The 18285-nt window shown below is 73.1% G+C and carries 17 protein-coding genes and 1 pseudogene; 8 read left to right on the top strand and 10 right to left on the bottom strand.

All coding sequences use genetic code 11. The features are described 5' to 3' along the window. The first annotated feature begins 20 nt into the window (after positions 1–20). Entirely contained in the window at positions 21–1211 is a 1191-nt protein-coding gene (locus E3O41_RS13090) for a hypothetical protein (RefSeq protein WP_135012591.1), read from the top strand. A gap of 61 nt (positions 1212–1272) precedes the next feature. On the opposite strand, the gene E3O41_RS13085 is transcribed toward E3O41_RS13090, so the two are convergent. After that, positions 1273–2367: an ABC transporter permease gene (locus E3O41_RS13085; protein WP_067026968.1), complete on the bottom strand. Its 1095-nt coding sequence runs from the start codon at positions 2365–2367 to the stop codon at positions 1273–1275. Then, positions 2364–3248: an ABC transporter ATP-binding protein gene (locus E3O41_RS13080; protein WP_135012589.1), complete on the bottom strand. Its 885-nt coding sequence runs from the start codon at positions 3246–3248 to the stop codon at positions 2364–2366. The genes E3O41_RS13085 and E3O41_RS13080 overlap by 4 nt, the downstream gene beginning before the upstream one ends. A gap of 209 nt (positions 3249–3457) precedes the next feature. Here E3O41_RS13080 and E3O41_RS13075 point away from each other — a divergent pair, with 209 nt between their 5' ends. Continuing rightward, positions 3458–4012, top strand: a complete 555-nt coding sequence (locus E3O41_RS13075; RefSeq protein ID WP_240482437.1) for an NADPH-dependent FMN reductase — start codon at positions 3458–3460, stop codon at positions 4010–4012. Between the two features lie 58 nt (positions 4013–4070). Here the strand turns inward: E3O41_RS13075 and E3O41_RS13070 are convergent, their stop codons facing one another. Both E3O41_RS13070 and E3O41_RS13065 read right to left on the bottom strand, forming a co-directional pair. Continuing rightward, positions 4071–4691 carry a response regulator gene (locus E3O41_RS13070; RefSeq protein ID WP_240482448.1) on the bottom strand — a complete coding sequence of 207 codons (621 nt, stop codon included), beginning with the start codon at positions 4689–4691 and terminating at the stop codon, positions 4071–4073. Between the two features lie 32 nt (positions 4692–4723). Further along, positions 4724–6037, bottom strand: a complete 1314-nt coding sequence (locus E3O41_RS13065) for a sensor histidine kinase (RefSeq protein WP_083990984.1) — start codon at positions 6035–6037, stop codon at positions 4724–4726. 195 nt (positions 6038–6232) lie between these two features. Here E3O41_RS13065 and E3O41_RS13060 point away from each other — a divergent pair, with 195 nt between their 5' ends. Both E3O41_RS13060 and prpB read left to right on the top strand, forming a co-directional pair. Next, positions 6233–7759, top strand: a complete 1527-nt coding sequence (locus E3O41_RS13060) for an MmgE/PrpD family protein (RefSeq protein WP_135012587.1) — start codon at positions 6233–6235, stop codon at positions 7757–7759. Continuing rightward, positions 7759–8658 carry a methylisocitrate lyase gene (gene prpB, locus E3O41_RS13055; RefSeq protein ID WP_135012585.1) on the top strand — a complete coding sequence of 300 codons (900 nt, stop codon included), beginning with the start codon at positions 7759–7761 and terminating at the stop codon, positions 8656–8658. The genes E3O41_RS13060 and prpB overlap by 1 nt, the downstream gene beginning before the upstream one ends. Positions 8659–9239: 581 nt before the next feature. Here prpB and E3O41_RS13050 read toward each other — a convergent pair. Then, the gene (locus E3O41_RS13050; protein WP_135012583.1) at positions 9240–10082 is read right to left on the bottom strand and encodes an exodeoxyribonuclease III; all 843 of its coding nucleotides are present in this window, start codon (positions 10080–10082) and stop codon (positions 9240–9242) included. 73 nt (positions 10083–10155) lie between these two features. Between E3O41_RS13050 and pyrE the strand changes: the two genes are divergently transcribed. Together pyrE and E3O41_RS13040 are read left to right on the top strand one after the other, a co-directional pair. Then, positions 10156–10737, top strand: a complete 582-nt coding sequence (gene pyrE, locus E3O41_RS13045; protein ID WP_067026955.1) for an orotate phosphoribosyltransferase — start codon at positions 10156–10158, stop codon at positions 10735–10737. Further along, on the top strand, positions 10734–11636 hold the full coding sequence (locus tag E3O41_RS13040; protein WP_067026953.1) for an ROK family protein: 903 nt from the start codon (positions 10734–10736) through the stop codon (positions 11634–11636). Before pyrE ends, E3O41_RS13040 begins: the two co-directional genes overlap by 4 nt. A gap of 133 nt (positions 11637–11769) precedes the next feature. Here E3O41_RS13040 and E3O41_RS13035 read toward each other — a convergent pair whose 3' ends face one another. Beyond that, positions 11770–12588 carry an HAD-IIA family hydrolase gene (locus E3O41_RS13035; protein ID WP_067026951.1) on the bottom strand — a complete coding sequence of 273 codons (819 nt, stop codon included), beginning with the start codon at positions 12586–12588 and terminating at the stop codon, positions 11770–11772. An 89-nt stretch (positions 12589–12677) separates the two neighbouring features. Here E3O41_RS13035 and E3O41_RS13030 point away from each other — a divergent pair, with 89 nt between their 5' ends. Together E3O41_RS13030 and E3O41_RS13025 are read left to right on the top strand one after the other, a co-directional pair. Next, positions 12678–13664 carry an SDR family NAD(P)-dependent oxidoreductase gene (locus E3O41_RS13030; RefSeq protein WP_240482435.1) on the top strand — a complete coding sequence of 329 codons (987 nt, stop codon included), beginning with the start codon at positions 12678–12680 and terminating at the stop codon, positions 13662–13664. 10 nt (positions 13665–13674) lie between these two features. Beyond that, a complete protein-coding gene (locus E3O41_RS13025) occupies positions 13675–14439 on the top strand; it encodes a hypothetical protein (RefSeq protein WP_135012581.1) in 765 nt (254 codons plus the stop codon). Positions 14440–14466: 27 nt separating this feature from the next. Here E3O41_RS13025 and E3O41_RS13020 read toward each other — a convergent pair. From E3O41_RS13020 to E3O41_RS13005, 4 genes and pseudogenes are all read right to left on the bottom strand, one after another. Then, positions 14467–15118 (bottom strand): annotated as a pseudogene (locus E3O41_RS13020) (response regulator). Between the two features lie 47 nt (positions 15119–15165). Next, positions 15166–16425: a sensor histidine kinase gene (locus E3O41_RS13015; RefSeq protein ID WP_083990983.1), complete on the bottom strand. Its 1260-nt coding sequence runs from the start codon at positions 16423–16425 to the stop codon at positions 15166–15168. Positions 16426–16435: 10 nt separating this feature from the next. Further along, positions 16436–17272 (bottom strand): hypothetical protein, encoded by an 837-nt coding sequence (locus E3O41_RS13010; protein WP_135012579.1) that lies wholly within the window; start codon positions 17270–17272, stop codon positions 16436–16438. Positions 17273–17300: 28 nt separating this feature from the next. Beyond that, the gene (locus E3O41_RS13005; RefSeq protein WP_067026946.1) at positions 17301–18221 is read right to left on the bottom strand and encodes an ABC transporter ATP-binding protein; all 921 of its coding nucleotides are present in this window, start codon (positions 18219–18221) and stop codon (positions 17301–17303) included. Positions 18222–18285 lie beyond the last annotated feature (64 nt).

Here is an 18285-nt window from a genome sequence, read left to right as displayed (position 1 = left end):
GGGGGAAGAGGGGGACCATCATGAGCGGGACCACGCCGGAGCTGTCCGGACAGGACGGCCAGCACAACGATCAGAACGGGGCGCCCACGCCGCCGGTGAGCATGCCGCCGCTGCCGCCGCTGCCGTGGGAGCAGCAGCCGGCCGCGCCGCAGGCGGCCCCGGCCGCGCCGCACGACCCGTACGCGGCCCGCGCCGCGCAGGGTGGGTCGTACGACCCGTATGCCGCCCGGGCGACGCCCGGCACGCCGCACGACCCGGCGGCGCCGCAGCAGCCCGCGCCCGCCGCCTCCGGGCAGCAGCCCGCCGCCTACGGCGCCCAGCCCACCGCTCCCTACGGCGCGCAGCCCACCGGCCAGCCGGCGGCTCAGCCCACCGGGCAGCCCGCGGCGCCGTACGGCCAGCAGCCGGGCCCGTACGGCACGCAGCCCGCGTACGGCGCGCCGCAGCCGGCGGCCTATGGGTCCCAGCCCGCTCCGTACGGCACGCAGCCCTACGGCGCGGCCGCGCAGCCCGCCAAGCGGAAGGGCATGCCCACGTGGGCCTGGTGGACGATCGGCGTGGGTGCCGTCGTCGTGCTGGGCGCGGTCGTCGCCGTGGTGGCCGTGATCAACCTCGTCATGCCGTACACCGAGACGGCCGGCCCCGGCGAGGACACGGGCACGAGCGACACCGACACCGGCGACACCGGCACCGGCGACACCGGCGCGGGCAGCGCGAGCGCCGACTATCCGCTCACCGCCGTCATGGACGCGCCGCTCGAGCTGGCCTTCGCGGTGCCGGGGCTCGAGGGCTGGAGCGTCTCCGATCAGGACGACTTCTACACCTTCGCCGAGCACGAGACCGACTCGTGCGTGTTCGAGGCGCAGACGATGGATCTCTACGGCGCCGACCCGGCCGCGGCCGACGACGCGGCGGCCACGGCGGCGGACTTCCCCGCGTACTTCGAGGAGATCGGCATGGGCACCGAGATCGTCGACGAGCAGTTCACCGAGGTCGGCTCCGTCGCGCTGGAGTCCTCGGCCGGCACGATCGAGTTCGCCACGTTCGACTCCACGCTCACGTGGAGCGACGGGTCGGAGTACCTCGAGCGCTGGTACTTCCGCAGCCTTGTCGACTCGGGCGCGACGATGTACGCCTACCTGTCCTGCCCCGCCGAGGACTTCACCTCGGCCACGCTGGGCGAGACGATCGACGCGCTGTCGATCGACTGACGCGCCCGACGCACGAGGGGCTCCGACCGCGACCGGTCGGAGCCCCTCGGCATCTGCGGCGTCAGGCCTTCAGCGCCTCGGCGAGCTTGACCCGCCCGCCCATGCGCAGCAGCGAGTTCTCGTAGATCCGCGCGCCCAGCAGCACGATCGCCACGGCGGTGGCCGCCATGATCACGAGCGAGATGATCGGCTCCCACCACAGCGCCTCGTCGAAGTACAGCCGGATCGGCATCGCCACCGGCGCCGAGAACGGCACGTACGACATGATCGTCATCACGATCGGGTTGCCGCCGAGGAACACCGCGAGGAAGTACGGGATCATCACGAGGTACATGATCGGCATGACGGTCGGGCTGATGTCCTCCTGACGCGACACCATCGCGCCGGCGGCGGCGAACATGGCCGACAGCAGCGGGAAGCCGAAGAGGAAGAACACCGCGAACCACGCCATGGGCGCGCCGACGTCGCGGAGGATGTCGGACTGGCCCGTCACGGCGAGGGCGATCGTCGCCGCGGCGATGATGAGCAGGATCTGCCCCATCGCCAGCACGAGGTTGCCGAGCACCTTGCCCGCCAGCAGCACGCGGGCGGGGATCGTGGAGATGAGGATCTCGATCACGCGCGTCTGCTTCTCCTCCACCACCGCGGTCGAGATCGGCATCGCGAAGCTCAGCGCGGTGCCCATGAACGCGATGCCGAAGATCATGCCGAGGACGTAGCGCAGGCCGTAGGGCACCCCGGGGTCCTCGAGCAGGGTGACCTCGGGCGCGACCGACAGCAGCGCGACGACGTCGGAGGGCGGCTCGGTGAGCGCGACGATCTCCACTCCGGTCGGCGAGTCGGTCGCCGCCATCACGAGCGCGTCGACGTCGCCGTCGCGCACCAGCTGCTCGCCCTCGGCGCGATCAGCGACCTGCGTCACCTCGAGCGCCTCCGTGTCGGGCAGCAGCGCGGCCGCGTCGGCGGTTGCGGCGACGGGCGTGCCGCCCCCCGTGGAGCTGATGATGCCCATGACGACGATCCCGCCCACCGCGATCAGCAGCGTGATGAGCGTCGAGATGAGGAACGACTTGCTGCGCAGGCGGCCCATGATGTCGCGCTCGGCGACGAGCCAGGTGCCCTGTGCGGCCGTCAGCGGCGCGGGTGCGGCGTTCACTGGATGACCTCCTTGAAGATCTGCGAGAGCGAGGGTTGCTGCGGGGTGAAGCTGGCGACGTCGCCGCGGGCCACGGCCCGCTGCAGCACGCGCTGCGCGGCCGCGTCGTCGATCGCCTCGAACAGGGCGTAGCCGCCGTCGAACTCGAGCACCTCCACGCCCGGCTCGTCGCGGATCCAGCCGGCGTCGTGGCCCGAGACCAGCTCGAACCGGCGCGTGGCGTGCTCCGCGCGCAGCGCCTCGCGCGAGCCGGAGGCCCGCACCCGGCCGCCGGCGATGATCACGAGGTCGTCGCAGAGGCGCTCGACCACGTCGAGCTGATGCGACGAGAACAGCACGGCCGCTCCCCCGGCGGCCCGCTCCTGCAGCACACCGGCGACCACCTCCACCGCGAGCGGGTCGAGGCCCGAGAACGGCTCGTCGAGGATGAGCACCTCGGGGTCGTGCACGAGCGCGGCGGCGATCTGCGCCCGCTGCTGGTTGCCGAGCGAGAGGGCCTCGACGTTGTCGTTCAGCCGCTCCTGCAGGCCGAGCCGCTCGAGGATCTCCGTCGCGCGGCGGACCGACTCGGCGCGTCCGAAGCCGTGCAGGCGCGCGAGGTACACGATCTGGTCGAGCACCTTCATCTTCGGGTACAGGCCGCGCTCCTCGGGCATGTAGCCGAACAGGCGGCGGTCGGCGGCCGTCAGCCCGGCGCCGTCGAGCTCGACCGTGCCCGCGTCGCGCGCGAGCAGGCCCAGCACGATGCGCATGGTCGTGGTCTTGCCCGCGCCGTTGCCGCCGACGAAACCGGTCAGGCGCCCGGGCGAGACGTCGAAGGTGACGCCGTCGAGCGCCCTCCGCTCCCCGTAGCTCTTGGTGATCCCCTGCAGTCGCAGCATGTCGATCCTTCCGTGATCCTGCCCTCAGACTAGGAAGCGGCGGCGGGGCGGCACATCCGCCGCGGGACGGATCCTCGCCCCTCCCCCGTGCGAGGGAAGCGGCGGACGGATCGGCGCGCGCGGGAATAATGGGACCCGCGAACTCCTTTCATCCGCATGGATCGGCGACCCGCCGATCGGACTTCCCCCTGAACTCAGGAGTACTCACCGTGACGAAGATCGGCTACATCGTCGGCAGCATCAGCAGCACCTCGCTGAACCGGCAGCTCGCGGAGGCTGTCGTGAAGCTCGTGCCGGAGGGCGTCGAGGTCGTGGAGATCCCGATCAAGGACCTCCCGTTCTACTCGCCCGACTACGACGCGGACTTCCCGCAGGTCGGCACCGACTTCAAGGCCGCGATCGAGGGCGTCGACGGCGTGCTCATCGTCACCCCGGAGTACAACCGCTCCATCCCCGGCGTGCTCAAGAACGCCATCGAGTGGTCGGCCCGCCCCTACGGCAACATGTCGTTCAGCCGCAAGCCCGTCGCCGTGCTCGGCGGCTCGCCGGGTGGCATCGCGACCGCCGCGGGCCAGCAGCACCTCAAGTCGGTGCTCTCGCACGTCGACGCGATCGTCATGGGCCAGCCCGAGGGCTTCATCCAGGTGACCCCGGGCCTCATCGAGGGCGGCGAGATCACCAACGAGGGCACCAAGGCCTTCCTGCAGTCGTTCGTCGACACGTTCCTCGGCCTCGTCGGCCGGGTGGAGAAGGCCTACGCCTGATCCCCTCCGCGAAACGCCCCGGGCTTCGGCCCGGGGCGTTTCGCGTGGGTCGGACCCGTCAGGCGAGGCCGTGGCGGTGGGCGTGGACCACGGCGGCCACGCGATCGCGGACGCCGAGCTTGAGCAGGATGTTCGACACATGCGTCTTGACGGTCGCCTCGCCGATGTACAGGCGCTGCGCGATCTCGGCGTTGCTCAGCGCCTGGGCGAGCAGGCGCAGGACCTCGGTCTCGCGCTCGGTGAGCTCGCCGTATATGCGCGCGTCGGAATGATCACTCGCGGGTGCCGGGGCGAACCGTTCGATCACCCGCCGCGTGACCTCGGGGGCGAGCAGCGCGTCTCCCGCCGCGACGACGCGGACGGCGCCGACCAGCTGCTCCGGACCGGCGTTCTTGAGCAGGAACCCGCTGGCACCGGCATCGAGAGCGGCGAACAGGTGGTCGTCGCGATCGAAGGTGGTGACGATCAGGATGCGCGGCGCGGGAGCCTCCTCGGCCGCGGCGCGGGCGAGGATCCGCCGCGTCGCCTCGATCCCGTCCATGTCCGGCATCTGCACGTCCATGCAGATGACATCGGGGCGTGCCTCGGCCACCGCATCGGCCGCCTCCGCCCCGGTGGCGGCCTCGCCCACCACGTCGAACCCGGAGGCCTCGAGGATCACCCGGAACCCCGCCCGCATCGCGGCGTGGTCGTCGACGATCAGCACGCGCGTCACGCGGCGCCTCCCACGATCGGCACGCGCACGCGCACGAGGTAGCCGGTGCGCTCGGTGCTGCCGAGGGTGTGCCGCGGGCCGAGCTCGAGGGTGCCGCCCACGGCCGTGGCGCGCTCGCGCATGCCGAGCTGGCCGATGCCCGGCCGCGCGCCCGCGCGGACCCAGCCGGTGTTGGTGACCTCGAGCTCCACGGCGTCGGGCTCGTAGCGCAGCCGGATCTCGGCCGTGACGTCGGGCCCGCCGTGGCGGCGCGCGTTCGTGAGGGCCTCCTGCGCGATGCGGTAGAGGTTCACGTGCACGAGGTCCGGCACCGGACGGGGCTCGCCGACCACGTCGAACGCCGTGGGGGTGCCCGCCGCCGTCATGGCGCGCGCGAGCTCCGCCAGGCCCTCGAGCCGCAGCGCGGAGGCCGGCGTCTCGCCCTCGTCCTCGTGCGGGCGCAGGGTGCCGAGCAGCTGATGCAGCTCGTCGATCGCCGCGCGCGCCGCATCCTCCACGCCGCGCAGCATCTGCTCGGCCGCGCGCGGGTCGGTCGCGAGCACCGTGCGGGCCGCGCCGGCCTGCACGCCCATCACCGACACGTGGTGGCCGACCACGTCGTGCAGCTCGCGCGCGATCCGGATGCGGTCGAGCGCCACCGCCTGGGCGGCCGAGATCTCGCGCTCCTCCTCCAGCCGGGCCGTGAGGTCGCGCAGCGCCTGGCGATCGAGGGCGGCACGATACGCGTGGTCGCCCAGGAACCACGCTCCCCCGAAGTACGCCACGTTGATGAGCCACTGGATGAGCAGGTACGCGAGCATCGGCGAGAACGCGCCGGCGGTGAGCTCGGGCGAGTCCTCGGCGGCGGTGGTCACCGAGCGGAACGTGCTCACGAGCATCCACAGGAACATCGCCACGACGATGATCGTGCGCGCCCGGAAGGCGCGGCGGCGATCGTCGAGCCAGGCGCCGATCGTGTGGATGGCGATGAACATGGCCACGTTGCTCACGAAGGCCTCGGGCACGCGCAGCTCGACGCCGACGAAGTAGGCGGCGCAGATCACCACGGCGACGGTGACGGGGAAGCGCCGGCGCAGCGCGAGTGGGAGCGTGGTGAACACGGCGAGCGGGATCGTCCACACGAGATCGGCGGTCTCGTCGCCGTAGAACTGCGAGATCGACGACAGCGCGCCGCTGACGATCGCGGCGACGAACATCACGGCGGCGAGGATCGCGTCGAGCCGCAGCTCGCGCGGCGTCACCGGGTGGCGCAGCGGCGTGCTCGGGCCGAGCTCGCGCGGGCGCGCGGGCGCATCGGAAACGGCGGTCATCCCTCCACCGTAGGGATCCGCGCCCCCCGATTCCTCCCCCGGGCGGTGGATTCCGCGGGGCGGGCGCGCGGCCCGGTCGGCGCCGATACGCGACAATCGAGGGGTGGCACGAGCGCTCGCCGACGCCCCCGCGGGGCGGCGAGCCCCCGACGCGGCGCCGCCGGACGCCCTCGACACCCTCTCGGAAGGCCGATCATGACCGTCATCCATCCCGTCCGCACCTATCGATCGGACGAGCCGCTCCCCCGCGAGGAGCAGCTCGCGTGGAAGATCGCGGAGGTCGCCGCCGACCCGGTGGAGGTCGACGCGGACGTGGCCGAGATGGTGATCAACCGGGTGATCGACAACGCCGCCGTCGCCGCGGCGTCGCTCACGCGCGGCCCGATCAACTCCGCCCGCGCGCAGGCGCTCAGCCACCCGGTCTCGACCGGCGGGCGCGGCGCGACCGTGTTCGGCTGCCCGCTCGAGACCCTCACGAGCCCGGAGTGGGCGGCGTGGGCCAACGGCGTGGCCGTGCGCGAGCTCGACTACCACGACACCTTCCTCGCGGCCGAGTACTCGCATCCGGGCGACAACATCCCGCCGATCCTCGCGGTGGGCCAGCACGTCGGCGCCGACGGCCGCGCCGTGCTGCGCGGCATCGCGACCGGGTACGAGATCCAGATGGACCTCGTGCGCGCGATCAGCCTGCACCGGCACAAGATCGACCACGTCGCCCACCTCGGCCCGTCGGCCGCCGCGGGCATCGGCACGATGCTCGGCCTGGACCCCGAGGTGATCTACCAGGCGGTCGGGCAGGCGCTGCACACCACCACCGCCACCCGGCAGAGCCGCAAGGGCGAGATCTCCACGTGGAAGGCGCACGCCCCGGCCTTCGCCGGCAAGATGGCGGTCGAGGCCGTCGACCGCGCGATGCGCGGCCAGACCTCGCCGTCGCCGATCTACGAGGGCGAGGACGGCGTGATCGCCTGGCTGCTCGACGGCCCCGAAGGCCGGTACGAGGTGCCGCTGCCCGCCCCCGGCGAGGCCAAGCGGGCGATCCTCGACTCGTACACCAAGGAGCACTCGGCCGAGTACCAGGCGCAGGCGTGGATCGACCTCGCCCGCCGCCTCGGCACCGAGCGCCCCGAGATCCGCGACCCCCGCAACGTCGAGGCGATCGTGCTGCACACGAGCCACCACACCCACGTCGTGATCGGCTCCGGCTCGGGCGACCCGCAGAAGTACGACCCGACGGCCTCGCGTGAGACGCTCGATCACTCGATTCCCTACATCTTCACCGTCGCGCTGCAGGACGGCGGCTGGCACCACGTCGACTCGTACGCGCCCGAGCGCGCCCAGCGCCCCGACACGGTCGAGCTGTGGCACAAGGTCACCTCGGCCCTCGACGACGAGTGGACGCGCCGCTACCACTCCGAGGACCCGGACGAGAAGGCCTTCGGCGGACGCGTGGAGATCCGCCTGGCCGACGGCTCGACGATCGTCGAGGAGATCGCCGTGGCCGACGCCCATCCCCTGGGCGCTCGGCCGTTCGCCCGCGCGGACTACGTCCGCAAGTTCCGCCTGCTGGCCGAGCCCGCCCTGGAGCCGGCCGAGATCGAGCGCTTCCTCGACCTCGCCCAGCGCCTGCCCGAGCTGACCGCCGACGAGGTGCGCCGGCTCACGATCGTCGCCACGCCCGGCCTGCTCGAGGCCGCGCCCCGCCCGAAGGGTCTGTTCTGATGCTCTACTCCTCCGTTCCCGCGCACGAGAAGCGCCGCGCCTTCCGCGAGCGGATCGCCTCGGGTGAGATCCTCCGCTTCCCCGGCGCCTTCAACCCACTCTCGGCGCGGCTCATCGAGCGCAAGGGCTTCGACGGCGTCTACGTCTCGGGCGCCGTGATCGCCGCCGACCTCGGCCTGCCCGACATCGGGCTGACGACCCTCACCGAGGTCGCGACGCGCGCGGGGCAGATCGCCAGGATGACCGACCTGCCGGTGATCGTCGACGCCGACACCGGCTTCGGCGAGACCATGAACGTCGCCCGCAGCATCCAGACGCTCGAGGACGCCGGGGTGGCGGGCTGCCACATCGAGGACCAGGTGAACCCCAAGCGCTGCGGCCACCTCGACGGCAAGGAGGTCGTCGACGAGCACACCGCCCTGCAGCGGATCCGCGCCGCCGCCGACGCGCGCCGCGACGAGAACTTCGTGATCATCGCCCGCACCGACATCCGCGCGATCGCCGGGCTCGAGGCGACCATCGACCGGGCGCGCAAGCTGGTCGAGGCCGGGGCCGACATGATCTTCGCCGAGGCGATGAGGGACCTCGCGGAGTTCGAGGCGGTCAGCGCGGCGCTGGACGTGCCCGTGCTGGCCAACATGACCGAGTTCGGCAAGAGCGAGCTGTTCACGGTCGATCAGCTGCGCGAGGCCGGCGCCCGCCTCGTGATCTGGCCGGTGTCGCTGCTGCGCATGGCGATGGGATCGGCCGAGCGCGCCCTCGACACGCTCCTCGCCGACGGGCACCTCACCGGGCTCCTGGGCGAGATGCAGCACCGCGCCGACCTGTACGACCTCGTCGACTACCCCGGCTACAACGCCTTCGACTCGGGCATCTACAACTTCGAGATCGCGCGATAGGCGGGTTGGGGCCGAGGCCTCGACTCCGCCGCTTCACGGCTGCGCTCGGCCCGTCTCCGCTCCGGCGCTGCGCGCCTCCGGTCGACGAGCGGTGAGGGGTTGCGGCCCCTCACGGGCGTGACCCCGACGGCTCGGGCCTTGGTCTCGACTCCGCCGCTTCGCGGCTGCGCTCGGCCCGTCTCCGCTCCGGCGCTGCGCGCCTCCGGTCGACGAGCGGTGAGGGGTTGCGGCCCATCGCGCGCCGTGACGACGTACGGCTCGGGCCTTGGTCTCGACTCGCTTCGCTCGCTCGCTCGACCCGTCTCCGCTCCGGCGCTGCGCGCCTCCGGTCGACGAGCCGTGAGGGGTTGCGGCGCATCGCGGGCGTGACCCCGACGGGCTCGGGCCTTGGTCTCGACTCCGCCGCTTCGCGGCTGCGCTCGACCCGTCTCCGCTCCGCGCTTCGCGCTCCGGTCGACGAGCCGTGAGGGGTTGCGGCCCACCGCGCGCCGTGACCCCGACGGGCTCGTCGACCGAGCGAAGCGAGCGGAGACGGCTCGAGCGGAGCGCAGCGCAGTCGAGAGCGGGCGCCGGAGCGCGGGTCAGCCGAAGATCATCGGGACGTCGTCGTCCTCGGGGCCGGCCAGGTCGAGGTCGACGACCACCGGCACGTGGTCGCTGGGCTGCGTGCCCTTGCGCTCGTCGCGGTGGATGGCCGCGCCGGTCACGGCGCCGGCGAAGGCGCGCGAGCCGAGGATGAAGTCGATGCGGATGCCCTCGTTGCGCGGGAACTTCAGGCGCTGGTAGTCCCAGTAGGTGTAGCCGGTGGGGACGAACGGGCGCACGGTGTCGGCCAGGCCCGCGTCCTGGAGCGCCTGGAACGCCGCGCGCTCGGCCGGCGAGACGTGCGTGGAGCGGCCGACGACGATCGCGGGATCGCCGTTGTCCTCGTCGGTGGGGATGATGTTGAAGTCGCCCACGAGCGCCAGCGGCAGGTCGGGCTGCGCGGCGAGGGTGTCGGCGGTGTACTGCCGCAGCGCCTCGAGCCAGCGCAGCTTGTAGGCGTAGTGCGGGTCGTCGAGCGTTCGCCCGTTCGGCACGTACAGGCTCCACACCCGCACGCCGTTCACCGTCGCACCGAGGGCGCGCGCCTCCTGCGGGGCGTCGTCGCCGTCGTAGCCCTTCTGGAACCCCGGCATGCCGGTGAAGGCATACTCGACGTCCTCGATCGGCTCGCGGCTGGCGATCGCGACGCCGTTCCACTGATTGTGGCCGTTGACCTCGACGTGATAGCCCGCCGCCTCGAACGGCTCGTAGGGGAACTGCTCGGGCTTGCACTTGATCTCCTGCATCGCGAGGACGTCGACGTGCTCGCGCTCCGCGAACGACACGATGCGGTCAACGCGCGTGCGGATCGAGTTCACATTCCAGGTGGCCAGGCGCATGGAGCCAGCCTAAACGCGGCCGCGGACATCGCCCGAGGCGTGCGCGGCCGGGGCGACTCCTAGACTTGTGCGCATGGCCGCACCCGCATCCACGCCCGAGCTCGAAGCCGACCGTCAGAAGCTCATCGAGCTCATCAAGGACGAGGCGGTGTTCCACGGCGACTTCACGCTCTCCAGCGGCAAGAAGGCCACGTACTACGTCGACATGCGCAAGCTCACGCTCGACCACCGCGCGGCGCCCGCGATCGGCCGCATCATGCTCGATCTCGTCGGCGACATCGACGGGGTCGTCGCGGTCGGCGGCCTCACGCTCGGGGCCGACCCGATCGCCAACGCCGTGATGCACGCCTCGGCCGCGACGGACCACCCGCTCGACGCGTTCGTCGTGCGCAAGGAGCCGAAGGATCACGGCCGGGGCCGCCAGATCGAGGGCGCCGAGGTCGAGGGCAAGCGCGTCGTCGTGCTCGAGGACACCTCCACCACCGGCCAGTCGGCGCTGAAGGCGGTCGAGGCGCTGCGCAAGGCCGGTGCGGACGTCGCGGCCGTGGCCGTGATCGTCGACCGCAAGACCGGCGCGCAGGCGGCGGTCGAGGCCGAGGGGCTCGAGTGGCGCGCGGCCATCGACCTCGACGACCTGGGACTCGCACCGCAGTGAGCACCATCGCGCTGGGCGTCGACCTCGGCGGCACGAAGGTCGAGGCCGGACTGGTCGCCGCGGACGGCGGCGTGGTGCCGGGCAGCCGCCACCGCCGCCCGACGGGTCGGGACATCACCCCCGACGGCCTGCGCGAGGCGATCTCCACCGTGGTGGGCGAGGCGCTCGCGCTGCTGCCCGCCGACGCCGACTTCGCCGGCGCGGGCATCGGATCGGCCGGCCCGATCGACCTGCAGGCCGGCACGATCGATCCCGTCAACATGCGCGGCGTGCACGGCTTCGCGCTCGTCGAGGCGGTGCGCGATGCGGTCATCGGCGCCACCGGGCTGCCCGAGGTCGAGGTGCGCCTGCGCCACGACGGCGGCTGCCTCGCGCTCGCCGAGTCGTGGATCGGCGCCGCCGCCGGGACGCGCGCGTCGCTGTCGATCGTCGTGTCCACCGGCGTGGGCGGCGGGATCGTCATGGACGGGCGGCCCATCGGCGGCGCGAGCGGCAACGCCGGTCACCTCGGGCAGACGTTCGTCGACGAGACCACCACCGAGGAGACGGCCTCCGGACCGCACACCGTCCGCTGGGCGCAGTCGCGCGGCTGGACGGGCGAGACCGGCGAGGACCTGGCGCGGTCCGCCGCGGCCGGCGACGAGATCGCCCGTGCCGCGATCGAGCGATCGGCCCGCGCGGTCGGACGCGCACTCGCCGACGCGTCGACGCTGCTCGATCTCGAGGTGATCGCCATCAGCGGCGGGTTCTCGCGCGTGGCCGACGACTACGTCGACCTCGTGGCGGCCGCGCTGCGCGAGACCGCCGTGCTCCCGTACGCTCGCGCCACCCGTGTGGTCCGCAGCGCGCTGGGCGACGAGGGCCCGCTCGTCGGCGCCGCCGCGCTCGTGCTGCGCTGACGCGCGCCGGGCGCGATCACTTCTTGTCGCGGTTGCGCCACCACTGCAGCAGGAACACCACGAGCGTGCCCGCGATGCAGACCACCCCGACGGCGTACATCAGATCGCGCCCGTCCAGGACCATGGTTTGCCCTCACACCCCGCTGTTGAGCTCGGCCCCGCCGTCGCCCTCGATGGCGGGGTTGATCAGGTCGGCCACCGAGTCGACGATCTCGTCGGGCCGGAAGGGGAAGCGCTCGATCGACTCGCGCGTGCTGATGCCCGTCAGCACGAGCACCGTGTGCAGGCCCGCCTCGATGCCCGCGACGATGTCGGTGTCCATGCGGTCGCCGATCATGCCGGTGTTCTCGCTGTGCGCGCCGATCCGGTTGAGCGCCGAGCGGAACATCATCGGGTTGGGCTTGCCCACGATGTAGGGCTCCTTGCCCGTCGCGGCCGTGATGAGCGCGTTGATCGCGCCGGTCGCCGGCAGCACGCCCTGCGCGCTCGGGCCGGTGGCGTCGGGATTGGTGGAGATGAAGCGCGCGCCGCCGTTGATGAGGCGCACGGCCTTGGTGAGCGCCTCGAACGAGTAGTTGCGCGTCTCGCCCACCACCACGTAGTCCGGGTCGGACTCGGTCATGATGAAGCCGGCCTCGTGCATGGCGGTGAGGATGCCCGCCTCGCCGATCACGAAGGCGGTGCCGCCCGGGCTCTGCTGCTGCAGGAACGCGGCGGTGGCCAGCGCGCTCGTCCAGATGTTCTCCTCCGGCACCTCGATGCCCGAGTTGCGCAGCCGGGCGGAGAGGTCGCGCGGGGTGAAGATCGAGTTGTTCGTGAGCACGAGGAAGGGCGTGCCCGTCTCGCGCCACTGCGTCAGCAGCTCTCGTGCCCCGGAGATCGGCTGGTCCTCATGGACGAGCACGCCGTCCATATCGGTGAGCCAGCACTCGATCGCATCCCGTCGCGCCATACCCCCAGCGTAGGGCGCGCGAGCCGATCCGCGTCGCGGGGCAGCGCGCCGTCGCCTGCGCGAAACATGGCGGGTCTAATGTCGACATCGTGATCGCACGCGCGCGCCCGTCGTGGGATCCCGCGCACCTGCCCGACCAGTCGGGGCGCACGTTCCTCGTCACGGGAGCCAACCGGGGGCTCGGCTATTTCGCCGCCGAGCAGCTCGCGCGCGCCGGCGGGCACGTGATCCTCAGCGGCCGGCACCCGAACCGGCTCGCGGCGGCGCACGACGCGCTCGAGGCGCGCGTGGCCGGCGCCTCGGTCGAGACGCTGCTGCTCGACGTGACGAACCCCGGGTCGATCCGCGCGGCGTCGGCCTCGCTGCGCGGCGGCATCTTCCAGCGCGGCCGGCTCGACGGCGTGCTCATGAACGCGGGGATCGTGCACACCCCGCGCCAACGCGAGGTCACCCGCGACGGCCGCGAGCTCGTGATCTCGACGAACGCCCTCGGGCACTTCGTGCTGGGCGCCGAGCTGCTCGTGACCCTCGCCAAGTCGGCGGCCCGCGACTGGACGCCGCGGCTCGTGTGGCTCGGCAGCATGTCGACGCGCCTGGGCTCGTACGAGCCCACCGACCTGCAGCTCGACACCGGCTACGCGGCGTGGAAGGCCTACGTGCAGTCCAAGGTGGTGGTGCAGGCGCTGGGCCTCGAGGCCGACGCGCGGCTGCGCGAGGCCGGGGTGCCGGTGGCGAGCGTGATCGCCCACCCGGGCTACTCGATCGGCGGTCGCACGGCGATCGTCACCGGCGTGAACGAGCCCACGCCGTGGAAGCGGTTCCGCGACGGGCTGCAGGCGCCGTTCGCCCAGAGCAAGGAGCGCGGCGCGTGGGCGCTGGTGCGGGCCCTGATCGACCCCTCCGTGCAGGGCGGCGACTACCTCGGTCCGCGCTTCCTCACCCATGGCGCGCCCGTGCGGCAGACGCCCTCGCGCACCTCGTCCGACCCGGAGGTGCGTCGCCGCGTGTGGGAGGAGTGCGAGCGCCTCACCCGCAGCGAGTGGCCCTTCGCCCGCGCCGCCCGCGTGGGGCGCTGAGGGGGCGATGATGTCCGCCGACGCGCACCGCGGTGCCGCGCTCGGCCGGCGAGCATGGACCGGGGCTGCCGGCCGATCGCTGCTGATCGCGGTCGGGACGATCGTCGTCGCCGTGATCGCGGCGGTGCTCACGGGCGGGCTGCCGCAGCCGATCCGCGTGGCGATTGTGGCCGCGGTCCTCGTGGTCGGTGTGCTGGTCGCGGTGCTCGTCGTCGATCGTCGGGGCGCGGAGGCCATCCACGCGAGCGTGGAGGCGGCGCGTGCGGCATGGGCCCAGCACCACGGCTGGGTCCCGGTCGCGGACGGGCCGGCCGATCCGGCTGACGTGGAGCTCGCGGTCCCCCGCGGCTGGAGCGTCACGGCCGCGCGCGGGCGGATCGTGGGGGCGCGCGCCGCGGGCACCGCCCGCGCGGAGACCTGGGTGCTTCGGGCCGTCCCGGGCTCGCGCCGTCAGCCTCGCCGACGTGAGATCGTCGTCGTTCCCGCCCGAACCGGAGCGGTGCGTCTGGCCGTCTCGAACGTCGCCACCGCCGATCCGCTGCTCATCACCCCCGCCTGGACGCGCGGTGGCCGCACGACGTGGCTGGGAACGGACGCGGAACCCGCATGGGCCGCCCGCGTGCGTGACCGCGTCGCTGCCCACGCGGACCTCCCGCTGACCGTCACGGTCGGAGCCGACCGGGTCGTCGTCTACGCCCTCGACGATCCGCGCCCGCAGACCCTCGAGGCACGTCTCGCGCTCGCAACCGAGATCGCGGGCATCGTGGCGGGCTGAGGCCACTCCCCCGCGGGAATCGCCCGGTCAGCCAACGATTCCGGCCTCGTAAGCGAGGATCACGAGCTGCACGCGATCGCGGGCGTCAAGCTTGTGCAGCAGGCGGCCGATGTGGGTCTTGACGGTCGACGGCGAGAGGAAGAAGCGCGCGGCGAGCTCGTCGTTGGTGAGGCCCTCGGCGATCGCCGCGAGGATCTCGCGCTCCCGCGGGGTGAGCGTCGCGAGCGCGTCCGTCGCGCCGCGCGGCCCCGGGTGCGCTTCGGGCGTGGACGGGGTGTCCGTGCGCGGGAGCGGCCGGGCGGCCTCATGGCGCGCAAACTGGGCCATGAGGCGCCGCGTCACGCTCGGCGCGAGCGCGGCGTCGCCCGCGTGCACCGCGCGGATCGCCGCCAGCAGCTCCTCGGGCCGTGCGTCCTTGAGGAGGAAGCCGCTCGCCCCGGCGCGGATCGCCGCGAACGCGTACTCGTCCAGGTCGAACGTCGTGAGCACGAGCACGCGCGGGGCGTTCGCCGACGCCACGATCGCCTCGGTGGCGGCGATGCCGTCGTGGTGCGGCATCCGCACATCCATGAGCAATCACGTCCACTCCGGTCGCGGCGGCGATCGCCTCGCGTCCGTCGGCGGCCTCGGCGACGACGGCGATGTCGGGCTGCACCTCGAGGATCATGCGCAGGCCCATCCGGATGAGCTCCTGGTCGTCGGCGATCCCGACGCGGATCGCCTCGCTCACGCTTCCTCCTTCCGCAGCACGGCGAGCACTCCCCAGCCGCCGCGCAGCCGGGGGCCCGCGTCGATCGAGCCGCCCAGCAGCGCGGCGCGCTCGCGCATGCCGATGAGGCCGCGACCGGCGCCGGTGGCCTCGGGCGGCTCGGGATCGGCCTCGTTCTCGACCGCGATCACGATCTCGTCCGCGGCGTTCTCGAGGCGCACGTCCACGCGCGGCGAGCGGGGGGCATGCCGCAGCACGTTCGTGAGCGCCTCCTGGATGATGCGGTATGCCGCCAGGGGAATGCTCGGCCCCTCGAGCGGGGCGCCGACGCGCGTGAAGTGCAGCGGGAGCCCGGCGTCGCGGAACCCGGCGATCAGGCGGTCGATGTCGGCGTCGGCGGGCTGCGGGATCAGCTCCGCCGGCGCCGCGGGATCGCGCAGCAGGCCCAGCAGCCGCCGCATCTCGGCCAGCGACGCGCGCCCGGTGTCGGCCACGCGCCGCATGGCGTCGGGGGCGGTGGCGGCACCGGCCAGCGCCTGGGCGGCCGCGCCCTCCGAGAGGGTGATCATGACGGTGAGGCCGTGCGACACGATGTCGTGCATCTCGCGCGCGATGCGGGTGCGCTCCTCCGAGACCGCCAGCCGTGTGCGCTGATCGCGCTCGCGGGCGAGGTCCTCGGCGCGCGCGATGAGCGCCCGCTCGTACCGGCGGCGACCGCCGATCCACAGGCCGATGAGCGTCGGCACGAGGGTGGCGACCGTCACCTGCACCAGCACGGAGATCACCGCGACGATCGGAGCCGCGAAGCGCTCGTACTCCGCCGACCCGAGCAGCAGCGCCGTGTTCACCACCGCCGCGACCGAGAAGCCGATCCAGGCCCAGCGGGCCGAGCGGAACACGCCGAGGGCGTAGAGCGCGACCCAGGACGCGATCGACCCGAGCGCCGCAGTGGGCTGGGGGAGCAGCACCGCGACGAGCGCCGCCAGAAGGAGCGCGAAGGGCATGCGCCGCCGGGCATATGTGCCGTATCCGAGGGCGAGCGCGACGAGGACGGTGCCGGCCATGGGCCACCAGGGCTCGGCGAGCTCGTCGTCGAACGCCGACGCGACCAGGGCCAGGGGGAGGAGCAGGCCCTGGGTGGCGATTGCGAGCAGCAGATCGACCGTGCGGGGGTGCGCGTCCACCCAGCGCCGCAGCAGTCCGGGCGGCCGCGGGAGCTCGAGCGCCGGTGCCGCACCGTCCCCGGCGGGGGAGGGCGCGGCACCGGCAGCGGACATGGACACCAACCTACGCGTCGCGTCGACCCATCACGAACGCGCCGCCTATGAGCGCGGCGGCGGCCCAGCCGACCGTGATGAGCACGTCGGCGAGGTAGTCGCCGGTCACGCCGGCCGCCGTGACGGGGAGTGCCTGCACGGTGGTGCCGAGCACGTACTCGGACGCCGTCGCCGCCCACTCCCACGGGAGCGATGCGAGGAGGGTGGGCACCAGGAACAGGAACACGAAGGTGAGCGAGACGGCCCACGTCTCCGAGCGCAGCATGGCCGCGACCCCCAGGCTGAAGGCGCTGGTGAGCGCCGCGCCGAGCCCGATGCCGAGCAGCGGCAGGATCAGCTGCAGCAGGGGATCGGTGAGGGCCACGGGTGCTCCGAAGGCCGAGTAGATCAGCGCGGCGGCGACGAAGCAGAGCGCGAAGCCCACCACCGAGAAGATGAACAGCGTGGTGCCGGTGACGGTGGCCATCGCCAGGAGCGTGCGCGTGCGGGCGGGTGCGGCGGCCAGGCGCGTGCGGAGGGAGCCCGTGGCGTGCTCCTTGGCATAGGCGGCGGCGCCGAGCACCACGGCGACCGCGATCGCCACGATGTAGCCGTTGGTCATGAGATCGGTGGCCGGCGGCAGGGACTCGAGGGCGAGTGGCTGATCCGAGCGCGCGGCGGCGGTGACCCACAGCAGCGCCATGCCGGCGGTGAGGCCGAAGGCGAGGGCGGCGCCGATCCAGAGGGACCAGTGCGTGGCGCGGAGGCTCGTGAGCGCGATCCACTCGGCCCGGACCAGGCGGGCGAAGCCGGTGCCGGCGGGGGCGAGCGCCGCTCGGGCCGGGGTGGAAGATGCAAGCGTCGACATTGCTATATGCCTTTCTGGGAATCCGGGATCAGGCGGCCACGGCCGCGGCGTCGCTGCGGTACTCGGTGGCGTCGCCGGTGAGAGCGAGGTAGGCCTCCTCGAGCGAGGCCGCCACGGGCGTGAGCTCGTTCAGGTCGAGGCCGCCGTCGGCGGCGACGCGGGCGATCCGGTACGCGGGCACGCCCTGCACCTCGAGGGCGCCGGCGGGCGTCTGGGTGACGGTGACGCCGTCGTCGGCGAGCAGGGAGGCGAGCGCGGCCGGATCCGACACGCGCACGCGCGTGACGTCGCGGCGGGCGGCCGAGAGGAAGTCGGCGAGGGGCGCATCGGCGAGTACGCGGCCGCGGCCGAGCACGATGATGTGGTCCGCGGTCTGCGACATCTCGCTCATCAGGTGCGACGAGATGAACACCGTGCGGCCCTCCGCGGCCCGCGCGCGGGCGAAGCCGCGCACCCAGTGCACGCCCTCGGGGTCGAGGCCGTTGACGGGCTCGTCGAAGATGAGCACCTGCGGGTCGCCGAGCATGGTGGCGGCGATGCCGAGGCGCTGGTGCATGCCGAGGGAGAACCCGCCGATCCGCCGCCGGGCGACGGACTCGAGGCCCGTGAGCTCGAGCACCTCGCCGATGCGGCGGCGCGGGATGCCGTTGGTCGCGGCGAGCATCCGCAGGTGCGCCTCGGCGGTGCGACCGGGGTGGACCGCCTTCGCGTCGAGCAGCGCGCCCGCCTGGCGCATGGGATCGGCATGCTCGGCGAACGGGCGGCCGTTGACGGTCGTCGTCCCGGCGGTCGGCCGGTCGAGCCCCATGATCATGCGCATGGTGGTCGACTTGCCCGCGCCGTTGGGCCCGAGGAACCCGGTCACCTGGCCGGGCCGGGCGGTGAACGAGATGCCGTCCACCGCGGTCTGCGCGCCGAAGCGCTTCGTGAGGTTCTCAGCCGTGATCATGCCTCCGACGCTACGGACGAGCGTGCGGCGGCCGCATCGGACCACGGGATGATTCCCGGTGGGA

This window comes from Microbacterium sediminis, assembly GCF_004564075.1.
GTDB classification, from domain to species: domain Bacteria; phylum Actinomycetota; class Actinomycetes; order Actinomycetales; family Microbacteriaceae; genus Microbacterium; species Microbacterium sediminis.
Note: the sequence above shows the minus strand (reverse complement) of the source record. Positions and strands in the feature narration are given on the sequence as shown.

Bases quoted from the DNA above. Each gene is read 5' to 3' on its own strand.
- E3O41_RS13015 (WP_083990983.1), bottom strand. From the start codon at position 16,425: ATGTCCGCTGCCGGTGCCGCGCCCTCCCCCGCCGGGGACGGTGCGGCA.
- E3O41_RS13070 (WP_240482448.1), bottom strand. From the start codon at position 4,691: ATGCGGGCGGGGTTCCGGGTGATCCTCGAGGCCTCCGGGTTCGACGTG.
- E3O41_RS13035 (WP_067026951.1), bottom strand. From the start codon at position 12,588: ATGGCGCGACGGGATGCGATCGAGTGCTGGCTCACCGATATGGACGGC.
- E3O41_RS13025 (WP_135012581.1), top strand. From the start codon at position 13,675: ATGTCCGCCGACGCGCACCGCGGTGCCGCGCTCGGCCGGCGAGCATGG.
- E3O41_RS13005 (WP_067026946.1), bottom strand. From the start codon at position 18,221: ATGATCACGGCTGAGAACCTCACGAAGCGCTTCGGCGCGCAGACCGCG.
- E3O41_RS13050 (WP_135012583.1), bottom strand. From the start codon at position 10,082: ATGCGCCTGGCCACCTGGAATGTGAACTCGATCCGCACGCGCGTTGAC.
- E3O41_RS13090 (WP_135012591.1), top strand. From the start codon at position 21: ATGAGCGGGACCACGCCGGAGCTGTCCGGACAGGACGGCCAGCACAAC.
- E3O41_RS13060 (WP_135012587.1), top strand. From the start codon at position 6,233: ATGACCGTCATCCATCCCGTCCGCACCTATCGATCGGACGAGCCGCTC.
- prpB (WP_135012585.1), top strand. From the start codon at position 7,759: ATGCTCTACTCCTCCGTTCCCGCGCACGAGAAGCGCCGCGCCTTCCGC.
- E3O41_RS13010 (WP_135012579.1), bottom strand. From the start codon at position 17,272: ATGTCGACGCTTGCATCTTCCACCCCGGCCCGAGCGGCGCTCGCCCCC.
- E3O41_RS13065 (WP_083990984.1), bottom strand. From the start codon at position 6,037: ATGACCGCCGTTTCCGATGCGCCCGCGCGCCCGCGCGAGCTCGGCCCG.
- pyrE (WP_067026955.1), top strand. From the start codon at position 10,156: ATGGCCGCACCCGCATCCACGCCCGAGCTCGAAGCCGACCGTCAGAAG.
- E3O41_RS13080 (WP_135012589.1), bottom strand. From the start codon at position 3,248: ATGCTGCGACTGCAGGGGATCACCAAGAGCTACGGGGAGCGGAGGGCG.